Source organism: Kribbella antiqua, assembly GCF_004345665.1.
GTDB lineage: Bacteria > Actinomycetota > Actinomycetes > Propionibacteriales > Kribbellaceae > Kribbella > Kribbella antiqua.
On the sequence record NZ_SLWR01000003.1, the window covers coordinates 452,026 to 475,870 of the forward strand.

Annotated in this window: 28 protein-coding genes and 2 tRNA genes; 20 read left to right on the forward strand and 10 right to left on the reverse strand. The window is 68.2% G+C overall.

Annotated features, from left to right (window positions below; translation table 11 throughout):
- Window positions 1-25 precede the first annotated feature (25 nt).
- A complete protein-coding gene (locus EV646_RS11585; protein ID WP_132147375.1) occupies window positions 26-547 on the forward strand; it encodes a GNAT family N-acetyltransferase in 522 nt (173 codons plus the stop codon).
- A 1-nt stretch (window position 548) separates the two neighbouring features.
- On the opposite strand, the gene EV646_RS11590 is transcribed toward EV646_RS11585, so the two are convergent.
- Window positions 549-1,391, reverse strand: coding sequence for a WD40 repeat domain-containing protein (locus EV646_RS11590; RefSeq protein ID WP_132147378.1), 843 nt, complete (start codon window positions 1,389-1,391; stop codon window positions 549-551).
- A 75-nt stretch (window positions 1,392-1,466) separates the two neighbouring features.
- On the opposite strand from EV646_RS11590, the gene EV646_RS11595 reads away from it, so the two are divergent.
- Together EV646_RS11595 and EV646_RS11600 are read left to right on the forward strand one after the other, a co-directional pair.
- Window positions 1,467-1,958 (forward strand): GNAT family N-acetyltransferase, encoded by a 492-nt coding sequence (locus tag EV646_RS11595; protein ID WP_132147381.1) that lies wholly within the window; start codon window positions 1,467-1,469, stop codon window positions 1,956-1,958.
- On the forward strand, window positions 1,958-2,788 hold the full coding sequence (locus tag EV646_RS11600) for an alpha/beta fold hydrolase (RefSeq protein WP_132147384.1): 831 nt from the start codon (window positions 1,958-1,960) through the stop codon (window positions 2,786-2,788). The genes EV646_RS11595 and EV646_RS11600 overlap by 1 nt, the downstream gene beginning before the upstream one ends.
- 4 nt (window positions 2,789-2,792) lie before the next feature.
- On the opposite strand, the gene EV646_RS11605 is transcribed toward EV646_RS11600, so the two are convergent.
- Window positions 2,793-3,185: a PPOX class F420-dependent oxidoreductase gene (locus EV646_RS11605; protein ID WP_132147387.1), complete on the reverse strand. Its 393-nt coding sequence runs from the start codon at window positions 3,183-3,185 to the stop codon at window positions 2,793-2,795.
- A 47-nt stretch (window positions 3,186-3,232) separates the two neighbouring features.
- Window positions 3,233-4,072, reverse strand: a complete 840-nt coding sequence (locus EV646_RS11610; RefSeq protein ID WP_132147390.1) for a M23 family metallopeptidase — start codon at window positions 4,070-4,072, stop codon at window positions 3,233-3,235.
- Between the two features lie 410 nt (window positions 4,073-4,482).
- On the opposite strand from EV646_RS11610, the gene EV646_RS40935 reads away from it, so the two are divergent.
- Window positions 4,483-4,563 carry a putative leader peptide gene (locus EV646_RS40935; RefSeq protein WP_422386708.1) on the forward strand — a complete coding sequence of 27 codons (81 nt, stop codon included), beginning with the start codon at window positions 4,483-4,485 and terminating at the stop codon, window positions 4,561-4,563.
- Between the two features lie 15 nt (window positions 4,564-4,578).
- On the opposite strand, the gene EV646_RS11615 is transcribed toward EV646_RS40935, so the two are convergent.
- Complete coding sequence (locus EV646_RS11615) at window positions 4,579-4,821, reverse strand: hypothetical protein (protein ID WP_132147393.1); 243 nt, start codon at window positions 4,819-4,821, stop codon at window positions 4,579-4,581.
- Between EV646_RS11615 and ssuE the strand changes: the two genes are divergently transcribed.
- From ssuE to rpmG, 11 genes are all read left to right on the forward strand, one after another.
- Entirely contained in the window at window positions 4,802-5,857 is a 1,056-nt protein-coding gene (gene ssuE / locus EV646_RS40600) for an NADPH-dependent FMN reductase (RefSeq protein WP_132147396.1), read from the forward strand. The genes EV646_RS11615 and ssuE overlap by 20 nt on opposite strands.
- Before the next feature lie 76 nt (window positions 5,858-5,933).
- Window positions 5,934-7,082 (forward strand): LLM class flavin-dependent oxidoreductase, encoded by a 1,149-nt coding sequence (locus EV646_RS11625; protein WP_158290945.1) that lies wholly within the window; start codon window positions 5,934-5,936, stop codon window positions 7,080-7,082.
- Window positions 7,079-8,392 carry an NtaA/DmoA family FMN-dependent monooxygenase gene (locus EV646_RS11630; RefSeq protein ID WP_132147402.1) on the forward strand — a complete coding sequence of 438 codons (1,314 nt, stop codon included), beginning with the start codon at window positions 7,079-7,081 and terminating at the stop codon, window positions 8,390-8,392. The genes EV646_RS11625 and EV646_RS11630 overlap by 4 nt, the downstream gene beginning before the upstream one ends.
- Window positions 8,389-10,287 carry an FAD/NAD(P)-binding protein gene (locus EV646_RS11635; RefSeq protein ID WP_132147405.1) on the forward strand — a complete coding sequence of 633 codons (1,899 nt, stop codon included), beginning with the start codon at window positions 8,389-8,391 and terminating at the stop codon, window positions 10,285-10,287. Before EV646_RS11630 ends, EV646_RS11635 begins: the two co-directional genes overlap by 4 nt.
- Window positions 10,277-11,380, forward strand: a complete 1,104-nt coding sequence (locus tag EV646_RS11640; protein WP_132147408.1) for an LLM class flavin-dependent oxidoreductase — start codon at window positions 10,277-10,279, stop codon at window positions 11,378-11,380. Before EV646_RS11635 ends, EV646_RS11640 begins: the two co-directional genes overlap by 11 nt.
- The gene (locus EV646_RS11645) at window positions 11,377-12,150 is read left to right on the forward strand and encodes a DUF1684 domain-containing protein (RefSeq protein ID WP_132147411.1); all 774 of its coding nucleotides are present in this window, start codon (window positions 11,377-11,379) and stop codon (window positions 12,148-12,150) included. Before EV646_RS11640 ends, EV646_RS11645 begins: the two co-directional genes overlap by 4 nt.
- Complete coding sequence (locus EV646_RS11650) at window positions 12,147-12,344, forward strand: hypothetical protein (RefSeq protein ID WP_132147414.1); 198 nt, start codon at window positions 12,147-12,149, stop codon at window positions 12,342-12,344. Before EV646_RS11645 ends, EV646_RS11650 begins: the two co-directional genes overlap by 4 nt.
- A gap of 48 nt (window positions 12,345-12,392) precedes the next feature.
- Window positions 12,393-13,334, forward strand: coding sequence for an NAD-dependent epimerase/dehydratase family protein (locus tag EV646_RS11655; protein WP_132147417.1), 942 nt, complete (start codon window positions 12,393-12,395; stop codon window positions 13,332-13,334).
- 123 nt (window positions 13,335-13,457) lie between these two features.
- Window positions 13,458-13,530 (forward strand) — tRNA-Thr (locus tag EV646_RS11660).
- A gap of 50 nt (window positions 13,531-13,580) precedes the next feature.
- Window positions 13,581-13,654 (forward strand) — tRNA-Met (locus tag EV646_RS11665).
- Between the two features lie 67 nt (window positions 13,655-13,721).
- On the forward strand, window positions 13,722-13,889 hold the full coding sequence (gene rpmG, locus EV646_RS11670) for a 50S ribosomal protein L33 (protein ID WP_132147420.1): 168 nt from the start codon (window positions 13,722-13,724) through the stop codon (window positions 13,887-13,889).
- A gap of 174 nt (window positions 13,890-14,063) precedes the next feature.
- Here the strand turns inward: rpmG and EV646_RS11675 are convergent, their stop codons facing one another.
- Window positions 14,064-14,810, reverse strand: a complete 747-nt coding sequence (locus tag EV646_RS11675) for a (2Fe-2S)-binding protein (protein ID WP_241995762.1) — start codon at window positions 14,808-14,810, stop codon at window positions 14,064-14,066.
- A gap of 80 nt (window positions 14,811-14,890) precedes the next feature.
- On the opposite strand from EV646_RS11675, the gene EV646_RS11680 reads away from it, so the two are divergent.
- From EV646_RS11680 to EV646_RS11695, 4 genes are all read left to right on the forward strand, one after another.
- The gene (locus EV646_RS11680; protein ID WP_132147423.1) at window positions 14,891-15,313 is read left to right on the forward strand and encodes an FAS1-like dehydratase domain-containing protein; all 423 of its coding nucleotides are present in this window, start codon (window positions 14,891-14,893) and stop codon (window positions 15,311-15,313) included.
- Window positions 15,310-15,717: a MaoC family dehydratase gene (locus EV646_RS11685; protein ID WP_132147426.1), complete on the forward strand. Its 408-nt coding sequence runs from the start codon at window positions 15,310-15,312 to the stop codon at window positions 15,715-15,717. Before EV646_RS11680 ends, EV646_RS11685 begins: the two co-directional genes overlap by 4 nt.
- Window positions 15,714-16,739: a UDP-N-acetylmuramate dehydrogenase gene (locus tag EV646_RS11690; protein WP_241995764.1), complete on the forward strand. Its 1,026-nt coding sequence runs from the start codon at window positions 15,714-15,716 to the stop codon at window positions 16,737-16,739. The genes EV646_RS11685 and EV646_RS11690 overlap by 4 nt, the downstream gene beginning before the upstream one ends.
- Before the next feature lie 156 nt (window positions 16,740-16,895).
- On the forward strand, window positions 16,896-17,768 hold the full coding sequence (locus EV646_RS11695) for a type IV toxin-antitoxin system AbiEi family antitoxin domain-containing protein (RefSeq protein ID WP_132147429.1): 873 nt from the start codon (window positions 16,896-16,898) through the stop codon (window positions 17,766-17,768).
- A 299-nt stretch (window positions 17,769-18,067) separates the two neighbouring features.
- Here the strand turns inward: EV646_RS11695 and EV646_RS11700 are convergent, their stop codons facing one another.
- Together EV646_RS11700 and EV646_RS11705 are read right to left on the reverse strand one after the other, a co-directional pair.
- Complete coding sequence (locus EV646_RS11700; RefSeq protein ID WP_132147432.1) at window positions 18,068-18,682, reverse strand: 2'-5' RNA ligase family protein; 615 nt, start codon at window positions 18,680-18,682, stop codon at window positions 18,068-18,070.
- Between the two features lie 10 nt (window positions 18,683-18,692).
- Window positions 18,693-20,009: a DUF4864 domain-containing protein gene (locus tag EV646_RS11705; RefSeq protein ID WP_241995766.1), complete on the reverse strand. Its 1,317-nt coding sequence runs from the start codon at window positions 20,007-20,009 to the stop codon at window positions 18,693-18,695.
- Between the two features lie 270 nt (window positions 20,010-20,279).
- Here EV646_RS11705 and EV646_RS11710 point away from each other — a divergent pair, with 270 nt between their 5' ends.
- Window positions 20,280-20,783 carry a hypothetical protein gene (locus EV646_RS11710; RefSeq protein ID WP_132147435.1) on the forward strand — a complete coding sequence of 168 codons (504 nt, stop codon included), beginning with the start codon at window positions 20,280-20,282 and terminating at the stop codon, window positions 20,781-20,783.
- Here the strand turns inward: EV646_RS11710 and EV646_RS11715 are convergent.
- From EV646_RS11715 to EV646_RS11725, 3 genes are all read right to left on the reverse strand, one after another.
- Complete coding sequence (locus EV646_RS11715) at window positions 20,780-22,147, reverse strand: TrpB-like pyridoxal phosphate-dependent enzyme (protein ID WP_132147438.1); 1,368 nt, start codon at window positions 22,145-22,147, stop codon at window positions 20,780-20,782. The genes EV646_RS11710 and EV646_RS11715 overlap by 4 nt on opposite strands.
- 63 nt (window positions 22,148-22,210) lie before the next feature.
- On the reverse strand, window positions 22,211-22,786 hold the full coding sequence (locus EV646_RS11720; protein ID WP_158290946.1) for a histidine phosphatase family protein: 576 nt from the start codon (window positions 22,784-22,786) through the stop codon (window positions 22,211-22,213).
- Complete coding sequence (locus tag EV646_RS11725; RefSeq protein WP_132147444.1) at window positions 22,783-23,817, reverse strand: adenosine deaminase; 1,035 nt, start codon at window positions 23,815-23,817, stop codon at window positions 22,783-22,785. Before EV646_RS11725 ends, EV646_RS11720 begins: the two co-directional genes overlap by 4 nt.
- Window positions 23,818-23,845 lie beyond the last annotated feature (28 nt).

A 23,845-nucleotide genomic window follows, 5' to 3' on the forward strand; every position in this document is an offset into this window, starting at 1 on the left:
CAGCAGGTATGGCTACTATCGTGGCATGGCAAAAGTCAGAGACGCCTCCCCGCTCGACGGCGAGGCCTGCGCCGCGATCTACGCGCCCTATGTCACCGGAACGGCGATCACCTTCGAGATCGACCCGCCGTCCGCCGCCGAGATGGCTCAGCGGATCGCCGACGCCCAGGCGACCCACGCCTGGATGGTGCTCGAGGACGAAGGGCGCGTGGTCGGCTACGCGTATGCGGGTCCGATGAAGCCACGAGCGGCGTACCGCTGGTCCTGCGAGGTGAGCGTCTACCTCGAGCTGGGACGGCGCCGTACCGGTGGCGGACGCGCGCTGTACGAAGCCCTCTTCGACCGGTTGATCGAGCGCGGCTTCCGTACGGCGATCGCCGGCATGACCCTGCCGAATGACGCCAGCGTCGGTCTCCACACGGCCTTGGGCTTCGAGGAGATCGGCACCTACCGCCGGATCGGCTGGAAGCTCGACGCCTGGCACGACGTGCACTGGCGTCAACGGCCCCTCGCCGTACTCCCGGATCCGCCGGAGGAGCCGAGCTGATCTAGGCGATCGGGTCCCACACGCGGACGACGCCGTCGCGGCCGGCGGTGAGTACGACGCGGTGGTCGTCGAGGGTCGTCACTCCGACAGTCCAGATCTCGCCTTGATGCCCAATCAGAGGGTCGCCGAACTGCTCTTGCCGGACGAGATCCCAGACTCGCGCGGTCCCGTCCTCGCCACCGGAGACCGCGAAGGCGCGACCTCCCATCGTCATCGTGGTCAGTGCGGAAACGGGCTTCTCGTGGCCGGTGAGTGGCTGACCTATCGAGCTGCCGTCGGCCCACGCTCGTACGTCGCCATCCAAGGTTGCCGCGAGTACCACTGGACGGCCGGCCACCTCGGACAGTGCCACTGGGCCGCTCGCTCCGTCGCACGGAAGCTCGTAGATGAGCTCACCCTGTGCGAGATCCGACACCAGCACAGTGTCTGCACCGCTCGAGACCACAACCGGTCTCTCATCGAGTTGCGCCACCACACCTGCCACGATCACAGCCTGACCATGCACTTGGGTCAGGGCCATGGAATGCACGCAGGTCTGGGTGGATCGACTGAGCAATTCGCCGGTCAGCAGATCCCACAGAGCCGGGTCTTGGTGCTCCCCGCCAGCGGCGAAGAGGACTCGTTCACCGACGACATCGACTGCCACGTGGCCGAAGTCAGGGAGCTCGACGCCGGCGAGCGGCTGTTCCGTCCAGAGGTCCTGCGCGATGTCCCACACCCAGACCGCGTTGGCCCAATCGGCGCAGACCAGAACCTGCCGGTCCCGTACGACGGTCAGCGCGAAATCGCGGATCGGCCGCTCGGACGGAATCGGGCTGCTGGCGATCAAACGATGGTCTGACACGGCGCGCCATGCTAGCCATCCATCAGACCATCCCCCGAGGCAACGATGGCCTTGATCGCGGGTGAGGATTGGGGAGTGACCGACATCCGCCTGAGCATTCGTCGTGCGGTCGAGAGCGACGATGCCGCCCTGCTCGAGATCGACCAGACTTCCTGGGACGCCACCTCCGGGTTCCCGTCGTACCAGGAGGCCATCCGGGACAGCTTCTTCGCCCGCAGCGGACCGGAGGCGCATCTGGTCGCCGAGTACGACGGTGAGGTCGTCGGCTATCTGCGGTTACAGGACAAGTACCCGTTCCCCGAGGGCGACGGCGTACTCACCATCAACGGTCTCGCGGTCGCCCACGCACACCGCGGCATCGGCGTGGCCAGCACGCTGCTCGAAGCGGCCGCCGCGGAGGGCAAGCGCCGCGGCGCCCGCAAGATCAGCCTCCACGTCCACGGCACCAACACCACCGCCCGCCGCCTCTACGAACGCCACGGCTACGTCGTCGAGGGCATCCACCCCAACGAATTCCTCATCGAAGGCACCTTCATAGACGCCGTCGACATGGCGAAGATGCTCTGATGGCACGATTTGCTGCCCCAGATGGGGTCGAGCTGACTTACCACCTGCTGGGCGAAGGTGAGCCACTGGTGTGCGTGCCAGGTGGCATGCTCGCGAGTGCTTACCTCGGGGACCTGGGTGGTTTATCGGCGCATCGGCAGCTGGTCCTGCTGGATCTGCGCGGGACGGGTGAGTCCGACGGGCCCGGCGATCCGCAGAACTGGCGATGCGATCGGCAGGTCAGCGACGTCGAAGCGCTGCGCGAACACCTCGGACTCGAGAAGCTCACGCTGCTCGGCCACTCCGCCGGCGCGAGCCTGGTCACCCGGTACGCCGCCGAGCACCCAGAGCGGATCGCCAAGCTGGTGCTCGCAACCCCTGGCACCAGGTCCGTCGGCATCGACGTGACCGCCGACCGTCGCCGCCAGGTCCTGGAACGGCGCAAGGACGAGCCGTGGTACCCCGAGGTCTCCGCCGCGTTCGAAGCGATCCAGACCGGGGAGGGCGCAGACTGGCAAGCCCTCAACCCGATGTCGTACGCCCGCTGGGACGCCGACGCCAAAGCCCACCAGGCCTTCGAAGACACCCTCGCCAACTACGAAGCGCTCGGCAGCTTCAACTCACGCGACGCCTTCGACCCGGCGGCCACCCGAGCAGCTCTGACAAAGCTCGAAGCCCCGGCCTTGATCCTGGCCGGGGCTCTCGACTGGGGTACTGACACGATTGCCGCCGAAGAATTCGCCGGCCTCTTCCCCAACGCTCAGTTCACCGTTCTACCCGGCGTCGCCCACCATCCCTGGCTGGACGACCCTCAGGGCTTCCTCGACACTGTGCTGGCGTTCCTCAGGTAGCGGGCTATGCCACGTTGCGTCTGCTGCTTCCGTCCAGGCCCCAGCTGAGGATGCGCTCGGGGTGGATGCGGATGATTTCGCGGCTGAAGCCTGGCATGGGCGGGTCGACGTCGACGATCGCCTCGGCGCGGCCGCGGATCTCGACGCCGCGGACCTGCCAGCCGTGCTCGGTGGAGAGGTCGTCAACCACCAGGCTCACGTGCGGATCGGCCTGAATGTTCCGGAACTTCCGGCTGCCGCCCAGGCCGTGTCCGCCGATGTCGACGTAGCCCTCTGCCGCCTTCACGAAGAACCCGACGGGGTTGTTCTGCACAGTGCCGTCGGGCACCTTCGTGGCGAGCCGGCCCAGCTTCTGCTCGGCCAGGTAGGCGAGCTCGGATGCGGTGAAGATACTCATCCGCACAGCCTGCAACCTCAACAACAGTCGAGGTCAAGCCTCGTTCGTTACGGGTTGACGCCGTGCTCGCGGAGCCAGGGCTCGGGGTCAACCGGGGTGTCGCCGTCCGGGAGGACCTCGAAGTGGAGGTGGGGGCCGGTGGTGTTGCCGGTGACGCCGATCGCGCCGACCTGGTCGCCGGCGGCCACGGTGTCGCCGACCGAGACGTCGAACTCGGACATGTGGCTGTACGACGTGACCGTGCCGTCGGCGTGGCGGACCTTCACCTGGCGTCCGTACGCGCCTTCGTAGTCGGCCTGGATGACCTCGCCCGCCATCACCGAACGAACCGGCGTACCGATGGGAGCGGCGAAGTCGAGGCCGGTGTGGTTCCTGGCCCAGCGGCCGCCGGCCTGGCCGAACCGGGCGGTCAGGTGGTAGCCGGTCGTCGGCAGGACGACCTTCGGCGCGGCCTTGGCCTTGGCGATCGCGGCAGCCTTCGCCGCGGCCAGGGCGCGTGCCTGCGCGGCGGCCTTCTTCGCAGCCGCCTGCTTCGCCGCGGCGAGCGCGAGGGCCCGGCGCTGGGTCAAGGTCGCGTTGGCGGCCAGTTTCGCCGCCCGAGCCTGCGCGGCCTGCTCGGCCTGCAGCTTCTTGGTGGCCGCGAGACCGAGGTCGACCCGGGACGTGTCGCGCGAGGCGAGGTCCCGTCGATCGACCCGGGCCGCGGACAGGGCGTTGGCCTGGGCAGCACTCAGCTCGGTCGCGGTGGTCGAGGAGCCGGTGGCGGAGGAGGTGAGTCCGACGGCGGTGGTGCCGGCCGCAGCGGCCAGAGCGGCGGTGAGGCCGATCAGCTGGGTACGACGGCCAAGACTTCGCAGACTTCGGCGGGAGGCGCGATGCTTGGCCACCCGACGCAGCGCAGCCGGACGTTGTGCCGGCCGTTCGCTTGCCGGCACGTCAGGGTGAGAGGACACGGAGGGGCCTTCCAGGAGGGGCTGCCACCGCGAGGGGCTGCAGTGGCGTCATCGACCATAACGAGGAGGTCACGAAGCCCTCAAACGCGGATTGCGCCCAGATCAACAAAATCGCACACGGATCGTGAGGGTTTCCTGCCCCCACGTAGACGCTCAGGCGTGAACCCGCCTGCCTTACAAGCGTTTGAAGGCGTGACGCGGATCACGTCGCGGATGGCGCCGAGCAGACCTGCTGGACCGGTATAAGCCGTCCACATTTTGAGAGGTTTGTCTACCAAGTTACTGATCTTTCCATCGCGACCCATACTGGAACCATCGATCAGGAACAGGTGCGACAAAGGAGGATGCAGGTGACGCGCGCACTGCCGTACTACCGCCTCCACATCGACCTTCTCCGGGTGTCCAGCGCCCTCTGTCGACACTGATCAGCACTCGCTGACTCACCACCTCACGTACGGCGTCCCGTAGCAGGGACGTCTGTCGCGCCGTGCCCGCATCCGCGGAGCCCGAGCGCCCGCGAAGCCTGCCCGCGCCCGGGAGAAGACCGTGACCTCACTCACCAATGTGCCGTACGGCACCGTGCTCGGGTTCGCGCTCGGTGCGGTGATCGCGACGATGCGGCTGTCCGGCAGCCCAAGGACAAGCAGAAGTAGGAGGACGCCCATGGCAACGATCGCGACCATTTCGAGCAGTCCGTCCCACCCGTCCCGCACCGACGCGGTGCTGGACTATGTCACCAAGCGCCTGATCAGCCACGGTCACGAGGTCACGCCGATCGTGCTGCGCGACCTGTCGACCGAGCCGTTGCTGCGCGGCCGGGCGGACGATCCCGGGATCGCCTCGGCCGTCGAGGTGCTGGAGGCCGCTGACGCGGTCGTCGTCACCACGCCGGTCTACAAAGCGGCGTACTCCGGTCTTCTCAAGGTGTTCCTCGATCTGTTGCCGCAGTACGCCCTGAAGGGCAAGACGGTGTTGCCGCTGGCAACCGGCGGCACACCGGCGCACGTTCTCGCCATCGACTACGCACTTCGCCCGGTGCTCACCAGCCTCGGTGCGGGCGCGATCGGTCAGGGCTGGTTCGTGCTGTCGTCCCACATTCGCCTGTACGACGGAGGCGGTCTGCTACTGGACCCGGCGGCATCAGTGCCGGTCTACCAGGTGACCGAGGCGTTCCTCGCGACCGTCGAAGGCAATCAACCGGTGGAGAGCGCGCCGGTCCAGATCGCCGCAGTGGAAGCGGTTCGCGCCCGTCCGGAGGATCCCGAGGCGGCGCCGCTGCTCGCCGATCTGGTCGTTGAATACAGCACGCGCTACGGCCTCACCAACCAGAACACGCAGCTCACCGAGGTTCCCGCGTCCGATTTCCACGCCGAGCGCGGCGGAGCCTTCGTGTTGCTGCGGCACGGCGGAGAGACCGTTGCCGGCGGCGCCATTCGCCGGTACGACGACCAGACGGCCGAGGTGAAGCGGATGTGGACCTCGCATGTGCACCGGCGTCAGGGCTTGGGTCGTCGCGTGCTAGCCGAGCTCGAGGCGGCTGCGATCGATCTCGGCTACCGGAGGCTCTACCTGACCACAGGACCGAGGCAGCCGGAGGCGGCGGCGCTGTATCTGGCGGTCGGTTTCGAGCCGCAATTCGACGTCGACGCGGATCCGGAATCGATTGGGCCGCTGCCCTTCACCAAAGAGCTGTCTGTCGCTTTGAAGGTGGCGTCATGAGCGAGCGCAGCGAGCGAATCATCGAGCACAGCGCCCTACGAGCCTCATGGGCGCCCGGAGCGAAGCGAGGACGCCCATGAGCAAGCGGTTGATTACGGCGATCGAGATCGATGGTGCAGGAGGGCATCCGGCTGCTTGGCGTGGCGTGGAGGTCGACCCGGCTGCGATCCTCACCGGTGAGCTTGCGCTCCGCGCCGTACAGCGGGCCGAGGCGGCCGGGATCGACATCGCGACCTTCGCCGACGCGCTGGAGGCACCGGCGGATGATCCGGAGCGGGTGAGCGTGCGCCTCGACGCACTCGGCCTGGCTGCACGCATTGCGCCATCCACCAAGAGCATCGGGTTGTTGCCGACGATCACCGTCACCCACACCGAGCCGTTCCACGTGCAGGCGTCGGTGGCGACGCTCGATTACGTGTCTCAGGGCCGCGGCGGCTGGATCGCGGAGGTGTCGTCTTCCGCCGAGGCGGCCGCGGTGATCGGCCGTCGCGAGCCGGCGCCTGCCGCCGACACCTGGCGGGAGGCCCGGTACGTCGTCGATGTCAGCAGGCGGCTGTGGGATTCGTGGGAGGACGACGCGATCATCCGGGACGCCGCGACCGGCCGGTTCGTCGACCGGGACCGGATCCATTACGTCGACTACGAGAGCCCGAACTTCAGCATCAAGGGTCCGTCGATCGTTCCGCGACCGCCGCAAGGGCATCCGATCACCGCAGTACTGGTGAACACCCCGGAGGCGCTTGAAGCGGCGGCCGACGCAGAGTTGGTGCTGTTGCCAGGGATCGCAGAGCTCGGGGATCGGGTGGCTGCGGTGCGAGCTGCCGCCGAGCGCTCCAGCGGAGCGTCGCCGCGCGTGCTCGTGTCGGTGAGTGTGCTGCTCGACGACGACGCGGCGGCCGCCGCGCGGCGCGCGGAGGGGGTGCCCGCTGCAGGCGCGGACGGGGCAGCGCCCGGTGGGCCCTCGGTCGGCGGAGATTTCGACTTCGTCGGGGGTGTTGAGCGGCTGGCGGAGTTGATTAGCGACTGGGCTGAGGCGGGGGTGGATGGGGTGCATTTGCGGCCGGCTTCGTTGGAGGTCGACGTACCGGTGATCGCGGAGCGGCTGATTCCGTTGCTGCGGGCAAAGAAACTCGTCGGTCCGGCGGTGGATCGGGCGACGACGTTGCGGAACCGGCTCGGGTTGCGGCGGCCGGACAACAGATATGCGGTGGGGAGCGAACGATGAAGCAGATCCATCTGGCCGCGCACTTCCCGGGGGTCAACAACACGACGGTGTGGTCGGATCCGGAATCGGGGTCGCAGATCGACTTCGCGTCGTTCCAGCGCCTGGCCGAGACTGCCGAGCGCGGAACCTTCGACTTCTTCTTCCTCGCCGAGGGACTGCGGTTGCGCGAGGTGAAGGGGAAGTTCCACGACCTGGACGTCGTCGGGCGGCCGGAATCGCTGACGGTGCTCAGCGCGCTGGCCGCAGTGACGACCCATCTCGGCCTGGCGGCAACGGTCAACTCGACCTTCAACGAGCCGTACGAGCTGGCGAAGCGGCTGGCCACCTTGGACCACCTGTCCGGCGGGCGCGCAGCCTGGAACGTGGTGACGTCGTGGGACGCGTTCACCGGCGAGAACTTCCGTCGCGGTGGCTATCTGGACAAGGCGGATCGGTACGTCCGGGCGCAGGAGTCGCTGCGGATCGTCCGGAAGCTCTGGGACTCCTGGACTGAGGACGATTTGGTCCTGGCCCAGGCGGCGGGCGTCTTCGCCCGTGAGGGCGCTGGGGCCTTCGCGGACGAAGGCGCCCACTTCACCATCCATGGACGGTTCGGTCTGCCGCCGTCGCCGCAAGGACGGCCGGTTGTCATCCAGGCCGGTGACAGCGATCAGGGCCGGGAGTTCGCCGCCTCGAGTGCCGACGTCATCTTCAGCAGGCATGGGACGTTCGAGGCCGGGCAGACCTTCTACAAGGACGTGAAGTCGCGGCTGGCCCGGTACGGGCGGTCCGAGGCGTCGCTGAAGATCATGCCGGCCGTGACGGTCGTGGTCGCCGACACCGATGCGGAGGCGGACGAGAAGGCGCGGCACATTCGCGAGCAGCAGGTGTCCGGGCCGACCGCGATCGTACTGGCGGAGTTGCTCTGGGGTCGCGACTTGTCGTCGTACGACCCGGATGGTCCCTTGCCGGCCGAGGATCCGGTCGTCGGGTCTTCTGTGACGCAAGGGCGTGTGGGCTACAACGACCCGGCGCCGATCGTGGCGGAGTGGCGGGCTCAGGCGGAGGCTCATGGCTGGTCGCTGCGGGAGACCGTGATCAACCAGCAGAACCGGCAGACCTTCATCGGTTCGCCGGAGACGGTCGCCGCGGCGGTCAACCGCCACGTCCAGGAAGACGCCGCCGACGGCTTCGTCCTGGTCCCGCATCTCACTCCGGGCGGGTTGGACGATTTCGTCGACCGAGTCGTCCCGTTTCTCCGCGAGCGCGGCGTCTTCCGCTCCGAATACTCCGGTACGACGCTCCGCTCGCACCTCGGGTTGAACACGTGAGTGTGACTGATCTCCGGCGGTCCTGGCAGGAGCCACCCGCGACGATCGTCTTCGTCGGTGGGGGACCTCGCACGGTCGGGTTGCTCGAGCGGTTCGCGGCGAGTGCTCCGGAGTTGCTGGGGGAGCGCGCGGTCGAGGTTCATGTCGTGGATCCGTATCCGGCGGGCGGTGGGCGGATCTGGCGGCGGGAACAGTCGCGGCTGCTGTGGATGAACTCGATGACGTCGGACATCACGATCTTCACCGACGATTCGGTCGAGTGCGAGGGGCCGATCGCGCCGGGTCCGGACCTGGCGACCTGGGTGGTCGGCGAAGGTGCGGTCATCCTCGAGCGAGCCGGTCTGGAGCCGGCCGGACCGATGGACTTCCCGCCGCGGCTGCTGCAGGCCGAGTACCTCGCCTGGGTCTGGGAACGCGTCCAGCGCGATCTGCCCGCGACCGTCACGACCCATCTCGAACGCGCGGTCGAGCTGACCAGCGACCATCGCGTGGTGCTTGCCTCAGGCAAAGAGATCCAGGCGGATGTCGTGGTGCTTGCCCTCGGCTACCTCGACCGGTTGCCGACGGCATCCGAAGCCGCCTGGGCCGCGCAGGCATCGGCTCTTGGACTGACCTACATCCCACCCGGTTACACGGCCGACGTCGACCTCAGTGGTCTTCGGGCTGGTGAGGACGTGATCGTCCGCGGCTTCGGACAGGCGTTCATCGACCTGATGGTCCTACTCACGGAGGGCCGCGGCGGCTGGTACGACGAATGCGACGGCCTGCTCAGCTATCGCCCGTCCGGCGACGAGCCCATCCTGTACGTCGGTTCGCGCCGAGGCGTGCCGTATCACGCGAAACTCGGCTACACCGTCGCCGGAACGAAGCCGGTGCCGACGCGCTATCTCACGACGGCCGCGTTGGACGAGTTGGGTGAGGGAGTGCTCGACTTCCAGACGCAGTTGGCGCCGTTGATCGAGAAGGAGCTGACGTTCGCCCACTACCAGCAGCTGTTCAGTGGGCACCCCGAGCGAACCCGGTGGTCGTGGAAACAGTTCTTCGAAGTGCTGGACCGGTCGTTGCCGTCGTCCCCGGAATTCGTTGCCGCGGTGTCGGCGGCGGTGCCATCTGTCGAGGACCGGTTTGTCAAGGCCGAGGTGGATCGGCCGTTGGACGGGCGGTTCTTCGGGGATCGGGAGCGGTTCGAGCGGTTCCTGGTCGAGTTGATCGAGAACGATCTGCTGCGGCGAGCGGACCCTCAGTACTCCGCTGATCTGGCGGTCTTCAATGCGTTGCTGAGCGTCTACAGCGTGCTGTCGCAGGCGATCACGGCCGGCCGGCTGTCGGATGAGGATCGGGTCCGGCATGTGGAGACCGAGTGGCACGGCTTCTTCTCGTTCGTTGCCAGTGGTCCGCCGCCGCGCCGGCTGGAGGAACTGCTCGCCCTGTATCGCGCCGGGATCGTCCGGTTCGCCGGGCCGGACCTATCGGTTGCCATCGACAACGGGGAGTTTGTTGCCCAGAGCTCCGGAGTTCCCGGGGAGATTCGGGCCCGGGCCTTCGTCGAGGCCAGGCTGCCGCGTCCCGACGTACTGGCGGCGACCGATCCGCTGCTGCGCGGGTTGCTGGAGTCCGGCGTACTTGCCGCTGACGAACTGTTCGCGGCCGACGGGAGGAGTCTCGGTGGCGGACAACTGAAGGCGGACTCGCAGTGTCGTGCGATCCGGGCTGACGGATCCGTGCATCCGGCGCTGTTCCTGCTCGGGCCGTCGGTGTCCGGCTCGGCCGGCTCGTCGGGTTTCTCCCGCCCGCATTTCAACGGTCCCGGCTTCCGGCAGAACGACGCCGTGGCCAGGCACCTATTGAGGCTTCTCGCTCCCACCGTACGGAAGGAAGAACGTCATGCCAGTTGAGTTCCTGGGAATCGCCGGAACCAACCCGGCCAGCGAGGTCACACCGCGAACCGGCGGCCCGCTGGACCTGGAGTACACCTCACGCCTGGCCCGTGCCCATGAGGACAACGGGTGGGACCGGATCCTGTTCGCCTATCACTCGGGCTCGCCCGACCCGTCCCAGGTCGCGGCGTACGTCGCGGGCCGGACCGAGCGGATAAACCTGGTGGTCGCGCACCGGCCGAATGTCGCCTCCCCGACGCTCACTGCGAAAACGTTCGCGACGCTGGATCACATCAGCGGCGGCCGGTTCGAGGTGCACGTGATCACCGGCGGTACGAACGCGGATCAGGCGGCGGAGGGCGACTTCCTGGCCAAGGACGACCGGTACGGGCGGACGCGGGAGTTCATCCAGTTCCTCAAGCAGGCGTGGACGTCGGACGAGCGATTCGACTTCAGCGGCGAGCACTACCGGTTCGAGCAGTTCCTGGCGGACATCAAGCCGCTGCAGCAGCCCAGGCCGCGGATCTCCTTCGGCGGTTCGTCGGCCGCGGCGTACGCCGTCGGTGCGGCGGAGGCGGACATCTACGCGCTGTGGGGCGAGCCGCTCGCCGGAACCCGCGAGCAGATCGCGACCATCGACGCGGAGGCTGTCCGCGCCGGCCGTTCGGACCGGCCGACGATCCAGATCGCTTTCCGGCCGATCATCGCGCCGACCGAGGAATTGGCCTGGGAGAAGGCGGAGAGCATCCTCGGCCGGATCAAGTCCGTGAAGGACAGTGGAATCGCTTTGAGCACCCGCCTTCGGGCAAAGACGCCGGAGAACGCCGGCTCGCAACGGTTGCTCAAGGCGGTCTCGGAGGGCGAGCGGCACGACCGGGCGCTCTGGACCGCGCCGACCGGGCTGACCGGTGGCGGTGGCAACTCGACCGCGCTGGTCGGCACGCCGGACACCGTCGCGGCCGCGCTGCTCGATTACTACGACCTAGGGATCCGGATCTTCTCCGCCCGCGGTTACGACATCTACGACGACGCGATCGACTTCGGCCGCCACGTCATCCCCCTGGTCCGCTCCGAAGTAGCGCACCGCGAACAGAAAGCTCTCGCCTCATGACCATCATCGTCGAGCAGGACTGGCAGACGTGGCGTGATCTCCGCGACCGCGACCTGCGCTCGGACTACGGCTGGCTGACCATCGTCGGCTTCGACTGGTTGCCTGCGGCACCTTCTTCGTTGCAAGGGCTGCCAGGAAAGTGGTGGGCCGACGACGAACGGGCTCACGTCACGGCCGCGGGCGAACTGACTCTCAGCGGTGAGCCGGTGCACGGTACGACGTCTGCTTCGGTGGCGGAGGCGGGTTCGCTCAGTTGGCTGTTGTACGGCGACCGCCTGGCCGAGCTGGTGCTGCGCGGCGGACGGTACGCCGTACGTCAGCGGGACCCGCGGGCTGCGACGCGGCGTGAGTTCACCGGAGTGCCGACGTACGCGGTGGACCCGGAGTGGGTGGTGAAGGGGTACTACACGCCCTATGTGACGCCGGAGCGGGTGGAGGTGGCTACTGCTCGCGAGGACCTGCGGCAGCACGTCACTGCGGTTGGGACGGTCCACATACCGCTGGGTGACTCGGTGTACGAGCTGGTGGCGACGGCTGCGGGTGGTGGGCGGCTCACGCTGTCCTTCCACGACAAGACGAACGGGGAGGAGACGGCTCCGTGGCGTTCGGTGACCACTGAGGTGGTGGAGCGGGACCAGTCGGTGCTGATCGACTTCAATCGGACTATCAACCTGCCGTACGCCTTCACGGCGTACGGGACCTGCCCAGCGCCGGTGCCGGGCAACAGGCTGGGGCTGCCAGTGACTGCCGGCGAGAAGAAGCCGCTGTGAAGTTCTGTACCGACACGCTGATCGACAACTCGCCGGGCCCGATCAGCGGGGTGCAGCACGAGCTGTCCGGTATCTCCCTGGAGGTGGCCGGTCTCCCGGAGGACGAGAACCGCGCATCGGTGGAGACGTTCGTCACAGAGGTCATGCCGGTACTGCGGTCGTCGTACCCGAGCCGGGTCTGGTCGTCTGCTTAACGCAGACCTGCTTCGCCGGGGGCTGGGCGAGCCGGTAGGACTGGGGCCATGCGGATAGTGATCCTCGGTGGGACCCGGTTCATCGGCCGGGCAGTGGTGGAGCGGCTGGCAGCGGAGGGGCACGAGCTGTTGGTCGTGCACCGCGGTGACCACGAGCCGGCAGGCCTGCCTGCTGTCGCGCATGCCCATGTGGACCGGCACGACGGTCCGGCCCTGGCCGCTGCCCTGGAGCCGTTTGGGCCTGACGCGCTGGTCGACATCTCCGGGATGAACGCCGTGGCAGCCGACGCGGCGCTGGGAGCCGTCGGGCCGGGCGTGAAGCTGGTGGCGATCTCCAGCGGTGACGTCTATCGCGCGTACGACGGTCTGCGCTTCGACTGGACCAGCGACGGGCTGCCGCTGGCCGAGGAGTCGCCGCTGCGGGAGCGGCGGTTCGTGGACGGGCGTGAGTACGAGAACTTGGAGGTGGAGGAGCGGTACCTGCCGCGGGGTGCGACGGTGCTGCGGCTGGGGGCGGTGTACGGCGAGCACGACTACCAGCGGCGGTTCGAGTTCATCCTGCGCCGGGTGCGGGCTGGGCGGTCGCGGATCCCGATCGGGTCGGGGCAGTTCCTGTTCAGCCGGGTGTACGTCGGTGATGTCGCCGCGGCGGTGTCGTTGGCGCTGGCCGGGAACTACCCAGGGGCCTTCAACGTGGTGGAGCCGGTCACAGCGCCGTACCGGCTGTTCGCTGAGCAGATCCTAGCTGCGGCCGGTGCGTCGGAGGTGGAGTTGGTGCGGGTGCGGGACGACCTGCTGCCGCCTGATCTGGCGCTGACTGGCGCCGTGGATCAGCACCTGCTGATGGACTCCTGGAAGGCGCGGACCGTGCTCGGCTGGGCGCCGGTCGACCCTGCCGAGACGCTGCGGCGGTCGGTGCAGTGGGACCTGGCCAACCCGCCTGCCGACGCTTCGGCCGACTTTTCCGCGGATGACGCCGTACTGGGGTGAAAAGTGGTTAGAGGCACTCTCCAGAACCGGTATGCTTTCCGGGTCGGACTGAGGGGCTCGCAGGGTGCGCCTGACTCGATTTCACATCGGGGCGGCGGACCGTGTAATCTCTCTCCTCGGCCCGCCCCTTTAGCTCAGTCGGCAGAGCGTCTCCATGGTAAGGAGAAGGTCTACGGTTCGATTCCGTAAAGGGGCTCTGAGCACGGCACTTCACCCGGTCCACCGGGTGGGGTGGCGGACTCTCCCGGCGGGGTAGCTCAGGTGGTTAGAGCACACGGCTCATAATCGTGGTGTCGCGGGTTCGACTCCCGCCCCCGCTACCTACCAACGCAGTATCTCGAGAGTGCGATCACCTCAGTTGCGCACTCCTGACAAGAAGAGGCAGCAGTGGCCAAGTCAACGGACATCCGCCCGAAGATCACGCTGGCGTGCACCGTGTGCAAGGAGCGCAACTACATCACCAAGAAGAACCGGCGTAACGACCCGGATCGTCTTGAGCTGAAGAAGTACTGCTTCAAGTGCAACGACCACACTGACCACCGCGAAACCCGCTGACGCAGCTTCTTCACCAGTTTTCGCGAGGCCGCTCCGGCACCCCGGGGCGGCCTTTCGTTGTGCGCGAGCAAGCTCGCGGAGGGGTGCGGTTGCACCGCGAAACCCGCTGACCCAGCTTCTCCACCAGCTTTCGCGAGGCCGCTCCGGCACGCTAGAGCGGCCTTTCGCTGTGTTCTAGACCGTCAGGATCGGGCGGCCGCCTTCGTAGGCGGTGAGGCGCTGGTCACGTGGAGTCAGGCAGCAGGAGCCGCAGAGCGTGCCCGTGCCGGCCTCACTCGTGTAGTAGAGGCAGCAGGTGTTGCGGAGGTAGACGAGCTTCCCGGCGGCGATCTCCACCTCACCGAGCCGGGCCAGCCCACCAGGCGCCTTCGCCACGAACGTCCGCCACCGCTCGAGCAGGTACTCCGGCTCCACCGTGACGGTCTCGCGCGTCGCGGCGCAGAAACCCATGGCGCACCCGGCTGCCACCCCGCCGTACACCTGGCGAAGCCCTGCCCTCGTCCGCCGGTGCAGTTCCTCGGACAGCGGCAGCAGGTGCTGCCGCAGCACCACGTCGTACAGGGCCTGGAGACTGCCCGGCAGGAAGCTGGCTGAGCGTACGGCGACCGCAGCCAGGCCGTGACCGTCGTGGGGCCGGACCCAGAGGTTGTGCGGGCGGATGTCGAGGACCCGACCGTCCAGCGCCCAGAGGAGCAGGGCGGTCGCAGGCGCCCGGCCGGCGTAGAACGACATGAAGCTGAGCGCGTTCGCGTGGGCACTCCGGTGTCCGCTGGCGTCGTTGTCGCGCTTGAGGAGCTCGGTCAGCTCGGGGCCGTCCGGCTCCAGGATCCGGTCCACGCGGAGCCACTCGGAGCCCGTCGGCTCGCCGATCTCGAGCTTGTACCGAGGCGCATACCTGGCCAGCGCCGTCACTGCCGTCACGTTCAACCTTCCCCAGTCGGGTCTCACACGGAGTGGGTGGCGGCACTCGGCGTACCAGTCTGCCAGTAGGGTTTGGGGATATGACGATCGACGCCACGATGGTCGGCCGGAGTTACGCGGCCGCCGAGTCCTACCAGGTCGGCCGGGAGAAGATCCGGGAGTTCGCCGACGCGATCGGCGATCCCAACCCGGCGTACCGCGGCGACGACGCGATCGCACCGCCGACATTCGCCTTCATGCTCGGCAGCCGGGCGCTGGACCAGCTACTGGAGGACGAGGAACTCGGCCTGCGGCTGGACCGGATCGTGCACGGCGCGCAGAAGTTCACCTACACCCGCCCGATCAAGGCCGGCGACGACATTGCCGCGACCGCGACCATCACCACCGTGCGCAAGGCCGGTGACGTCGAGGTGATCATGTACGAGACCGCCCTCAGCACCGTCGACGGCGAGCTGATCGCCACCTCGACCTCCACCATCTCGCACAACCGGGCTTCCGCATGAAAAGCGCAGAGATAGGTCTTGAGCTGCCCCCGCTGACTGTCACGCTCCGCCGTGAGGACCTGGTCCGGTACGCCGGTGCGAGCGGTGACTTCAACCCGATCCACTGGAGCGACCGGATGGCGGCCGCGCTCGGCCTGCCCGGCGTGATCGCGCACGGCATGCTCACCATGGCATCGGCCGTCCGCGTCGTCACCGACTGGCTCGACGACCCGGCCGACCTGGTCGAGTACGGCGTACGGTTCACCAAGCCGGTCGTGGTCCCGGACGATGACAAGGGCGCGAGCGTGACCTTCTCCGCGAAGGTCGACAAGGTCGCTGACGGGCTGGCCGAGATCGACATCACCGCGATCGCCGGCGAGGAGAAGGTCCTCGGCCGGGCCAGGGCGGTCGTGCGCGTCCAGTGAAGACGCACGTGCGCCTGGCCGACCTGACCACCCTGCGCATCGGTGGTCCGGCCGACAAGCTGGTCGAGGTGACCACCGAGGACGACCTGATCACAGCGGTACGGGACGCTGACGCTTCCGGTGAGCCGGTGCTGCTGCTGTCCGGCGGCAGCAACGTCGTGATCGGGGACGACGGGTTCCGCGGCACCGTGATCAAGGTCGCCACCACCGGGATCCGGGTCGACGCGGACATGTGCTCCGGCGCGATGGTCCACATCCAGGCGGGCGAGGACTGGGACGCGGTGGTCCAGCGCGCGATCGCCGAGGAGTGGAGCGGCCTGGAGTCGATGTCCGGCATCCCGGGCCTCACCGGATCCACCCCGGTCCAGAACGTCGGCGCCTACGGTCACGAGGTCGCGGAGACGATCGCCTCCGTCCGCGTCTGGGACCGGATCGACAACAAGGTCCGGACGATCTTCGCCGCCGACTGCGGCTTCAGCTACCGGCATTCCCGCTTCAAGGCCGACCCCTCGCGGTACGTCGTACTCGAGGTCGCCTTCCAGTTGAAGCTCGGCGACCTGTCCGCACCGGTCGGGTACGCCGAACTCGCTCGCGTGCTGGATGTCGATCCAGGCTCCCGCGCGCCGATGACCGACGTACGCGCGGCTGTCCTTGGGCTCCGTCGTGGCAAGGGCATGGTGCTGGACGAGGCCGACCACGACACGTGGAGTGCCGGGTCGTTCTTCACCAACCCGATCCTCGACGCGGCGGCCGACGTACCGGCGGGTGCGCCACAGTGGCCGCAGCCCGACGGTCGGGTGAAGACGAGCGCGGCCTGGCTGATCGAGCACGCCGGCGTCACCAAGGGCTACGCGATCGGGGCCGCGGCCGTGTCCACCAAGCACACGCTCGCCCTCACCAACCGCGGCGGCGCCACCGCGAAGGAACTCCTCGCCCTCGCGGCCCACGTCCGCGCCCAGGTCCACCAGGCCTTCGGCATCACCCTCACCAACGAACCCGTCCTGGTGAACTGCACCCTCTGAACACCCGTACCGAAGAACGGGTAGTAGTTCTCGCACACTGACTTCGCGGCGCAACGCCAGGCGTATTCGGAGGTGCCGAGCGGGACCGCTACCCGTTCTTCGGTCCGCTGTGGATAACTCCGGCGGGAAACTCCCGCACTCGGGCAGCATCGTGGGGTGGCGTCCGTTGTGGAAGTGTTGATCCGGCAAGGCGGCTGGGCAACTTCCGCCGACTTGGTTCGGGCGACGTCCCGGCGGGCGCTGGCGGCGGCGGTCCGGAACGGCGACGTCGAGCGGCTCACGCGCGGGTTCTACGGGATCCCTGGCCTCGCGACCGATCTGGCCGCGGCAATCGCCTACGACGGGGTCGTCTCGCATACGTCAGCGGCCGCCCGCTGGCAGTTGCCGCTGCTCGTCGCGCCGCCGAAGCCGCACATCATCTTGCCGATGAGCCGCAACGCCCGAGCCGGACCACCCGCGGTCTTGCACTGGGGTACCACCGCGTCGGCTGACCTGCGCCGGCGCAGGACCTCGTTGCTGCGAACTGTCCCGGACTGCGCGCGGATCCTTCCGTTCGGTGAGGCGCTCGCGGTGGCCGACGCGGCGCTCTGCCGAGGTCGGCTGACTCATGAGGAACTGCAGGCTGCGGCGATCGCGATGCGAGGGCCGGGAAGGCCGAACGCTATCCAGGTCGCGGCGGCTGCCAACGGCGGATCCGAGAGCTTTCTCGAGTCGATGCTGCGTAGCCTGCTGGTGTCGGCCGGTATCGATGGATTCGAGCCGCAGGTCCTGGTCGAACTAGGCGGCTTGCGGGTGCGGGTCGACCTGGGACATCGGCGGGCGCGGGTGGCCTTGGAGGCTGAGGGCTACGAGTTCCACGGCTCGGCCGGGGACTTCGCCGCCGACTGCCGCCGGTACGACGAACTCGTTGCGGACGGTTGGCTCGTCCTGAGGTTCACCTATCAGCAGGTGCTGGGTGATCCGGACTGGGTGATCGCGACTGTCCAGCGTGCGGTTGCGCAACGGGTCGGCGAACCGAGGAACGGGTAGTAGGGCTCGGCCGATCATCCAGTCCACCGTGGTTACGGCACCGATGGCGCTGTGCACCTGACCACTACCCGTTCGTCGGTACGCGATCCGGAAAAAGATCCAACGGCACCCCCAGAGCCCACGTCGTCTCGATCCGCGCGTACGGCGGCTGACTGCGGGGCTGGAGGTAAGACAGCTCGACCGGTGGCACGCGCGCCTGCGGATGGGTATGGTTGTTGTTGCCCAGGGCAATAGCTTGCGGGAAGTGGACCCGGCAGCCATCCGGACGGTTGGTGAGCCGGGTTCTGCGTGTCCGGGAACTATTTCAGGGTGACGTTGATCTGCGGAGTCCAGTGGTAGAGGTGGTTGGTTTGGGTTAGGGACAGGAGGGTCAGGGAGGTGATGGAGAGGGCGGTGGCGTGGGGTGGATGGGCTGCGAGGCGGGCGGTCAGGGGAGCGGCTGGGGCCGTTTGGTTGCTGTAGGCAAGGGTTATGTGGGGGTTGAGCTCGGGGAGTTCCGGTACGGCGTCGTCGCCCCAGACGTCGGTGATGGCGGCGCGGGTGAGGTCGCGGAGGTGCTGGAGTGGTTCGGCGGGGCGGACCGGGAGTTTGATGGTTTCGGGGTCGAGGACGGCCGGGCCGATCGTGACCGGGAAGGAGTCCAGGGTGATGACGCGGGAGCGGGTGGCTTCGACGATGTCGGCAAGGTCCGCGTCGGGTACGCGGTCGGTGAAGCCGACCCCCTGCAGGGTGAGGTGCAGCCATTCCAGCGGTACTGGCGTGAATCCGGGCAGGTCGTTGACGAGATCGGCGTACGACGCATGGAGCGCGGCGATCTCGGGACGGCCATCGAAGGTGATGTGCCAGGTGTAGAAGGAACGACCGGCGCGCCAGCCAGGCCGCCAGTACCAGTGGTCGCGGACTTCGTCGAACATCAAGTACTCCTCACTTGCTCGGTGTCGCCCTGCTGGCGGGGTGACGAGTGAAGACACGGATCGCGTCGTGCAGCGCGCGAGCCTTGGGGTCGGTCGCGTGCCGGCTGAGGCGGGTGAGCGCGGCGACTTCGCTGATGCGATGGATCAACGGGCGAACGCGATACTCGACAGGTGTGCTGAGGACGACCGACACCGCCTCGGTCGCGCCGTCCAGGTCGCCTAGCTGCAGGTGCGCCTTCGCCTGTTGTAGCCGGACCATGCGCTCCGAGCCGAAGTTGCGAACCACATGCGGCGCTGCCTCGAACAGCGCGATGCCACGATCCGCGTGGTCGAGCGTGTGCTTGGCCTCGCCCAGCGCCAGGTGTGCGTCCGACCAGATGCCTTCGGCGCGTTCCGGCGTACAAAGGAACGGGCCGCCGAGCTCGGGAACGTCCGTACGGACCGTGGTGCGCTTGGCGATCGTCAGCGCCTCGCGGGCCTCGTGATGACGCCCCGACCGGGCCAGGTCGACCGCGGCCACGCTGGCCAGGAAGAGCGCCGAGCTGCCCGTCGCGTACTGGAGACCGTCTTGCGCGTACGACGCCGCCCGCGCGAAGTCGTCCTGCCAGAACGCGGCCGTGTGCTGCGTGGCGCGCACCCACGCACGGAGGTCGTCGCGGTCGGCGGCGTCGGAGCACGCCCAGGCCGTCCGGGTGTGGCTCTCGGCGATGTCCGGGCGGCCGAGATCGACCGAAATCCAGGCGAGCAGCGTCAACGCCCAGCCGGCCGCGGCGTACAGGTCGCGGGTCTGGGCGGGCGGCTGGCGGCCGGTGAGCAGGCGGAAGGCGCGATCGCGGACCGCGCGGCCGCGAACGAACAGCGGCTTGGTCGGTGTCCGCAGGTAGTTCTGGGTGATCCGCAGGATGTCGGCGTGCAGCTGCTCGACGGTCAGGTCGCCGACGTTCGACTCCTCGGCGAGGGCGAGCAGCGCGACTGACTCGTCACCGGCCTGCACCAGATCGTCCTCGAGGCCGATCACGGAGCTGACGCCTGGCTCGGGGTCGGCGACGCCCAGGCCCCCCGGGGGGACGAAACCCAGGTCGCTGTCGTCGGCGACGTTCAGGACGTAGCGCAGGCCGGATCGGTACGCCGCCCCCGGCCAGCGGACGGCACCACGTTCGAGCTTGGCGATGTAGTGCCCGTCGAGTTCGTACTTCGTCTCGGTCGTCTCCCACAGCCAGGTGCAGACCGCCTCCGCGAGTTCGGCCCGGGACATCTGCTCACCAGGAGCGCGCCGCGACGGGGTCTGTTCCCGCGCGGCTCGCAGCAGTTCGTTGGGCTCTGGCATGGCGGTAACTGTAGGTGCCCGAACACCCTGTGCGACCAGGAAAACCGGGCCTGTGGACGATCTGCCCCAGGCTGCCCCGGAATGCCCCGCGATGCCCCGAATTCCACGCTGGTTAAGGGCTTCCGCACGGCCCTGTGGCCACTGCGCCGGGCAGATTTTGGGTCAAAGAGCGTTAGCTGAGCGTGAGCAGGCGGGGCAACCCGGGGCATCGCGGGGCAGACCGGGGCAGATCAACTGCCCGAGGCGGCCTGCCGGCACTAAGGTCCTAGGGTGGCCGAGGAACCAGTGACGACGTTGCGGGCGGAGCTTGCGCGCTTCGAACGGGCTGAGGAGGGGCTTGCGCTGCTGGAGGTGTTCCTGGAGGTAGCGGGGCCGCGGGTGGGTGCTGCGGTGCTCGACCCGATCGGCCTGCGGCTGCCCGACGAGCTCACCGACGATCGCCCGTTGGTGCAGGGGCTGATCGACGGGATCGAGCCTCCTGCGAAGCGTGGGCTGCTCCAGGTCGCCGAGCACGCCTTCGACCTCGCGGACGAGCAGCAGCGCTGGGACTACGTACGGCTGGCGTACTGCTCCAATCTGGCGACGGTGTGGAGTATTGGCCGGCGTACGACGTACTTCGAGGCTGCAGCACCTCGCACTGCGACGTACTGGCTGCCGGAGAGCCTGAAAGCGCAGTACTTCGACGCACTCCAGGCCAGGGGCTGGGCCATCCCGGAGGACTGGCTTGCCGCGGTCGGCAAGCGACCCAAGCCCTGGTGGAAGCGCGGCGGCTAGCTGAGCGCTGGCAGGTGGCTCAAGGCTTGGGCGACGGCGGACTGGATGTCGGCGTCGTCCCAGGAGCGGTCGGTGATGGCGCCGGTCAGGTAGGCGTCGTACGCGGCCAGGTCGAGGTGGCCGTGACCGCAGAGGGCGGTGAGGATGACCTTCTCCTCGCCGGATTCCTTGCAGCGTTGGGCTTCCTCGATCGCCGCGGCCAGCGCATGCGTTGGCTCTGGCGCCGGCACGATGCCTTCCGTGCGGGCGAACTGCACGCCGGCCGCGAAGCACTCCGACTGCTGCTTGGCGACGGCCTCGATCTCGCCGGTCTCGTAGAGGTGGCTGATCAGCGGGCTCATCCCGTGGTACCGCAGCCCGCCGGCGTGGATCGGGTCCGGCACGAAGTCATGCCCGAGAGTGTGCATCTTCATCAGCGGTGTCATCCCGATGGTGTCGCCGAAGTCGTACGCGTACGTCCCCTGCGTCAGCGAAGGGCACGCGGCCGGCTCGACCGCGCGTACGACGGGAGACATCCGCCCGGCCCACTTCTCCCGCAGGAAGGGGAACGCGAGCCCGCCGAAGTTCGAACCGCCGCCGGTGCAGCCGACGAGCAGGTCCGGTGTCTCGCCGACCATGGCGAGCTGGATGAGCGCCTCCTCGCCGATGATCGTCTGGTGCAGCAACACGTGGTTGAGCACCGAGCCGAGCGCGTAGTGCACGTTCTCGTCTTGTACGGCGGCCTCGACCGCCTCGCTGATCGCGATACCCAGCGAACCGGTTGAGTCCGGGTCCTCGGCGAGGATCTTGCGGCCGGCCGCGGTGAGCTCCGATGGACTCGGGTGCACGGTCGCGCCGAACACCTCCATCATCGTCCGGCGGTACGGCTTCTGGTCGTACGACGCCCGCACCTGCCACACCTCGCACTCGAGGCCGAACTGCGCGCAGGCAAAGGCCAGCGCCGTGCCCCACTGGCCGGCACCGGTCTCGGTGGTGAGCTTCCGGACCCCTGACTTGGCGTTGTAGTAGGCCTGCGGCACTGCGGTGTTCGGCTTGTGCGAGCCGGCCGGGGAGACGCCTTCGTACTTGTAGTAGATCCGCGCTGGGGTGTCGAGCGCCTTCTCCAGCCGGTGCGCCCGGTAGAGCGGGCTGGGCCGCCACAACCGGTACACGTCGAGCACCTCGCCTGGGATGTCGACGTACTGGTCCTGCGAAACCTCCTGCAGGATCAGGTCCATCGGGAACAGTGGCGCAAGGTCGTCCGGCCCCACTGGTTGCCCAGTCCCTGGATGCAACACCGCCGGCGGAGGCGTCGGCAGGTCATGCAACACGTTGTACCAACGCGTCGGCAGCTCATCCTCTGGCAGCAGGATCTTGGTCGTCATGCATGAAACGTACGGCCCGCCCGACACCCCGGACAATGCCCTGAACCGGAACTGAGTGCGCACTTATTCTGCCCACGTCAGCCCATCGATCCGACCGCCGGAACCCACCCGGTAGACCACCTCGGACGGCTGGCTGAGCTCCAGCGCGTCCGGCACGCCCAACCGCTTCAACAGCATCCGCCCGATCATCTCGTGCGATACCAGCAACGGCCGGCGTGCTCCACGTCGACCGACCTCCGCCAGCGCCCGCCCAGCCCGTACCTCGGCATCCGCGTAGCTCTCGCCACCCGGGAAGCGGTAGTCGTACTTGTTGGCGCGTCTGATCGACAGTTGCCCGGGCCAACCGGCCTCGATCTCCAGGGTGGTGAGCCCGGACCACGCGCCGTGATCCACCTCGGCGAGCTCGTCGAGTACGTGCACGGGCAGCCGGAGTGCTTTCGCGAACACCTCCGCGGTGGCACGTGCCCGTCCGAGCGGACTGACGTAGATAGCGTCGACGTCCTGCTGGCTCAGCAGCTCGGCGTTGCGACGTACCTGTGCAAGCCCGGCTGGTGTGAGAGGTGAGTCGAGCCGCCCCTGCCTGCGGCCGTCCACATTCCACTCCGTCTGGCCGTGCCGCGCCAGGTAGATCACTGTCACGCCATGGCGGGAGCGGTGACGCCGAGCCAGTCGTCGATTTCAGCCAGCAGATTCTTCTGTACGTCGTCTGGCGCGGTGGACGCGAGTACCGAGGCGCGAGCCAAGTCCGCCAGTTCGGTGTCGGTGAAGTTGTGGACCGAGCGGGCTGTCTCGTATTGCTCGGCCAGACGGGAGCCGAAGAGCAGAGGGTCGTCCGCGCCAAGGGCGATTCGGGCGCCGGCCTCGTAGAGCTGGCGGAGTGGGACGTCCTCAGCGCGGTGGTAGACGCCAAGCGACACGTTGGAGGCCGGGCAGACCTCCAGGGCGACCTGTGCGTCGACCACGCGCTTCAGCAGCTCCGGGTCTTCGACAGAGCGCACCCCATGACCGATCCGACCGGCGCCCAGCTCGTCCAGGCAGGTGCGGACGGTTGCTGGACCACAGAGCTCACCACCGTGCGGTACGGCGAGCAGTCCGGCGTTGCGGGCGATCCGGAAGGCGGCAGCGAACTCGGACGTCGTACCGCGGCGCTCGTCGTTCGACAGGCCGAACCCGACCACGCCACGGCCGACGTACTGCGCTGCCAGCCGGGCGAGGGTCCGTGCGTCCAGAGGGTGCCTGGTGCGGTTAGCCGCGATCACGACCTGCACAGCGATGCCGGTGGAGGCTGCCGCATCCCGTGCGGCGTCCAGCACGAGGTCGGTGAACTCGGTGATGCCATGGAAGCGGTTCGCGTACCCGGACGGGTCCACCTGGATCTCCAGCCAGCGCGACCCGTCAGCGCTGTCGTCCTCGGCCGCCTCCCGGACCAGACGTCGTACGTCGTCCTCCGTGCGCAGCACCGAGCGGGCGATGTCGTAGAGCCGCTGGAACCGGAACCAGCCGCGCTCGTCCGCCGCGGACAGGTCCGGCGGCCAGTCGGTGCGCAGCGCGTCCGGCAGCCGGACACCGTGCTTGTCGGCCAGCTCGACCAGCGTCAGATGCCGCATCGAGCCGGAGAAATGCAGATGCAGATGCGCCTTCGGCAGCACCCGCAGGTCCCGATGCGTCATTACAGAAGGTTACCGGCAGATCGCCCGT

Coding starts and splice junctions, on each gene's coding strand:
- EV646_RS11715 (WP_132147438.1), bottom strand. CDS start 22,147: ATGACGACCAAGATCCTGCTGCCAGAGGATGAGCTGCCGACGCGTTGG.
- EV646_RS11605 (WP_132147387.1), bottom strand. CDS start 3,185: ATGAGTATCTTCACCGCATCCGAGCTCGCCTACCTGGCCGAGCAGAAG.
- EV646_RS11625 (WP_158290945.1), top strand. CDS start 5,934: ATGAGCAAGCGGTTGATTACGGCGATCGAGATCGATGGTGCAGGAGGG.
- EV646_RS11700 (WP_132147432.1), bottom strand. CDS start 18,682: ATGTTCGACGAAGTCCGCGACCACTGGTACTGGCGGCCTGGCTGGCGC.
- EV646_RS11685 (WP_132147426.1), top strand. CDS start 15,310: ATGAAAAGCGCAGAGATAGGTCTTGAGCTGCCCCCGCTGACTGTCACG.
- EV646_RS11630 (WP_132147402.1), top strand. CDS start 7,079: ATGAAGCAGATCCATCTGGCCGCGCACTTCCCGGGGGTCAACAACACG.
- EV646_RS11705 (WP_241995766.1), bottom strand. CDS start 20,009: ATGCCAGAGCCCAACGAACTGCTGCGAGCCGCGCGGGAACAGACCCCG.
- ssuE (WP_132147396.1), top strand. CDS start 4,802: ATGGCAACGATCGCGACCATTTCGAGCAGTCCGTCCCACCCGTCCCGC.
- EV646_RS11615 (WP_132147393.1), bottom strand. CDS start 4,821: ATGGTCGCGATCGTTGCCATGGGCGTCCTCCTACTTCTGCTTGTCCTT.
- EV646_RS11725 (WP_132147444.1), bottom strand. CDS start 23,817: ATGACGCATCGGGACCTGCGGGTGCTGCCGAAGGCGCATCTGCATCTG.
- EV646_RS40935 (WP_422386708.1), top strand. CDS start 4,483: ATGCAGGTGACGCGCGCACTGCCGTACTACCGCCTCCACATCGACCTT.
- EV646_RS11645 (WP_132147411.1), top strand. CDS start 11,377: ATGACCATCATCGTCGAGCAGGACTGGCAGACGTGGCGTGATCTCCGC.
- EV646_RS11655 (WP_132147417.1), top strand. CDS start 12,393: ATGCGGATAGTGATCCTCGGTGGGACCCGGTTCATCGGCCGGGCAGTG.
- EV646_RS11640 (WP_132147408.1), top strand. CDS start 10,277: ATGCCAGTTGAGTTCCTGGGAATCGCCGGAACCAACCCGGCCAGCGAG.
- EV646_RS11600 (WP_132147384.1), top strand. CDS start 1,958: ATGGCACGATTTGCTGCCCCAGATGGGGTCGAGCTGACTTACCACCTG.
- EV646_RS11680 (WP_132147423.1), top strand. CDS start 14,891: ATGACGATCGACGCCACGATGGTCGGCCGGAGTTACGCGGCCGCCGAG.
- EV646_RS11585 (WP_132147375.1), top strand. CDS start 26: ATGGCAAAAGTCAGAGACGCCTCCCCGCTCGACGGCGAGGCCTGCGCC.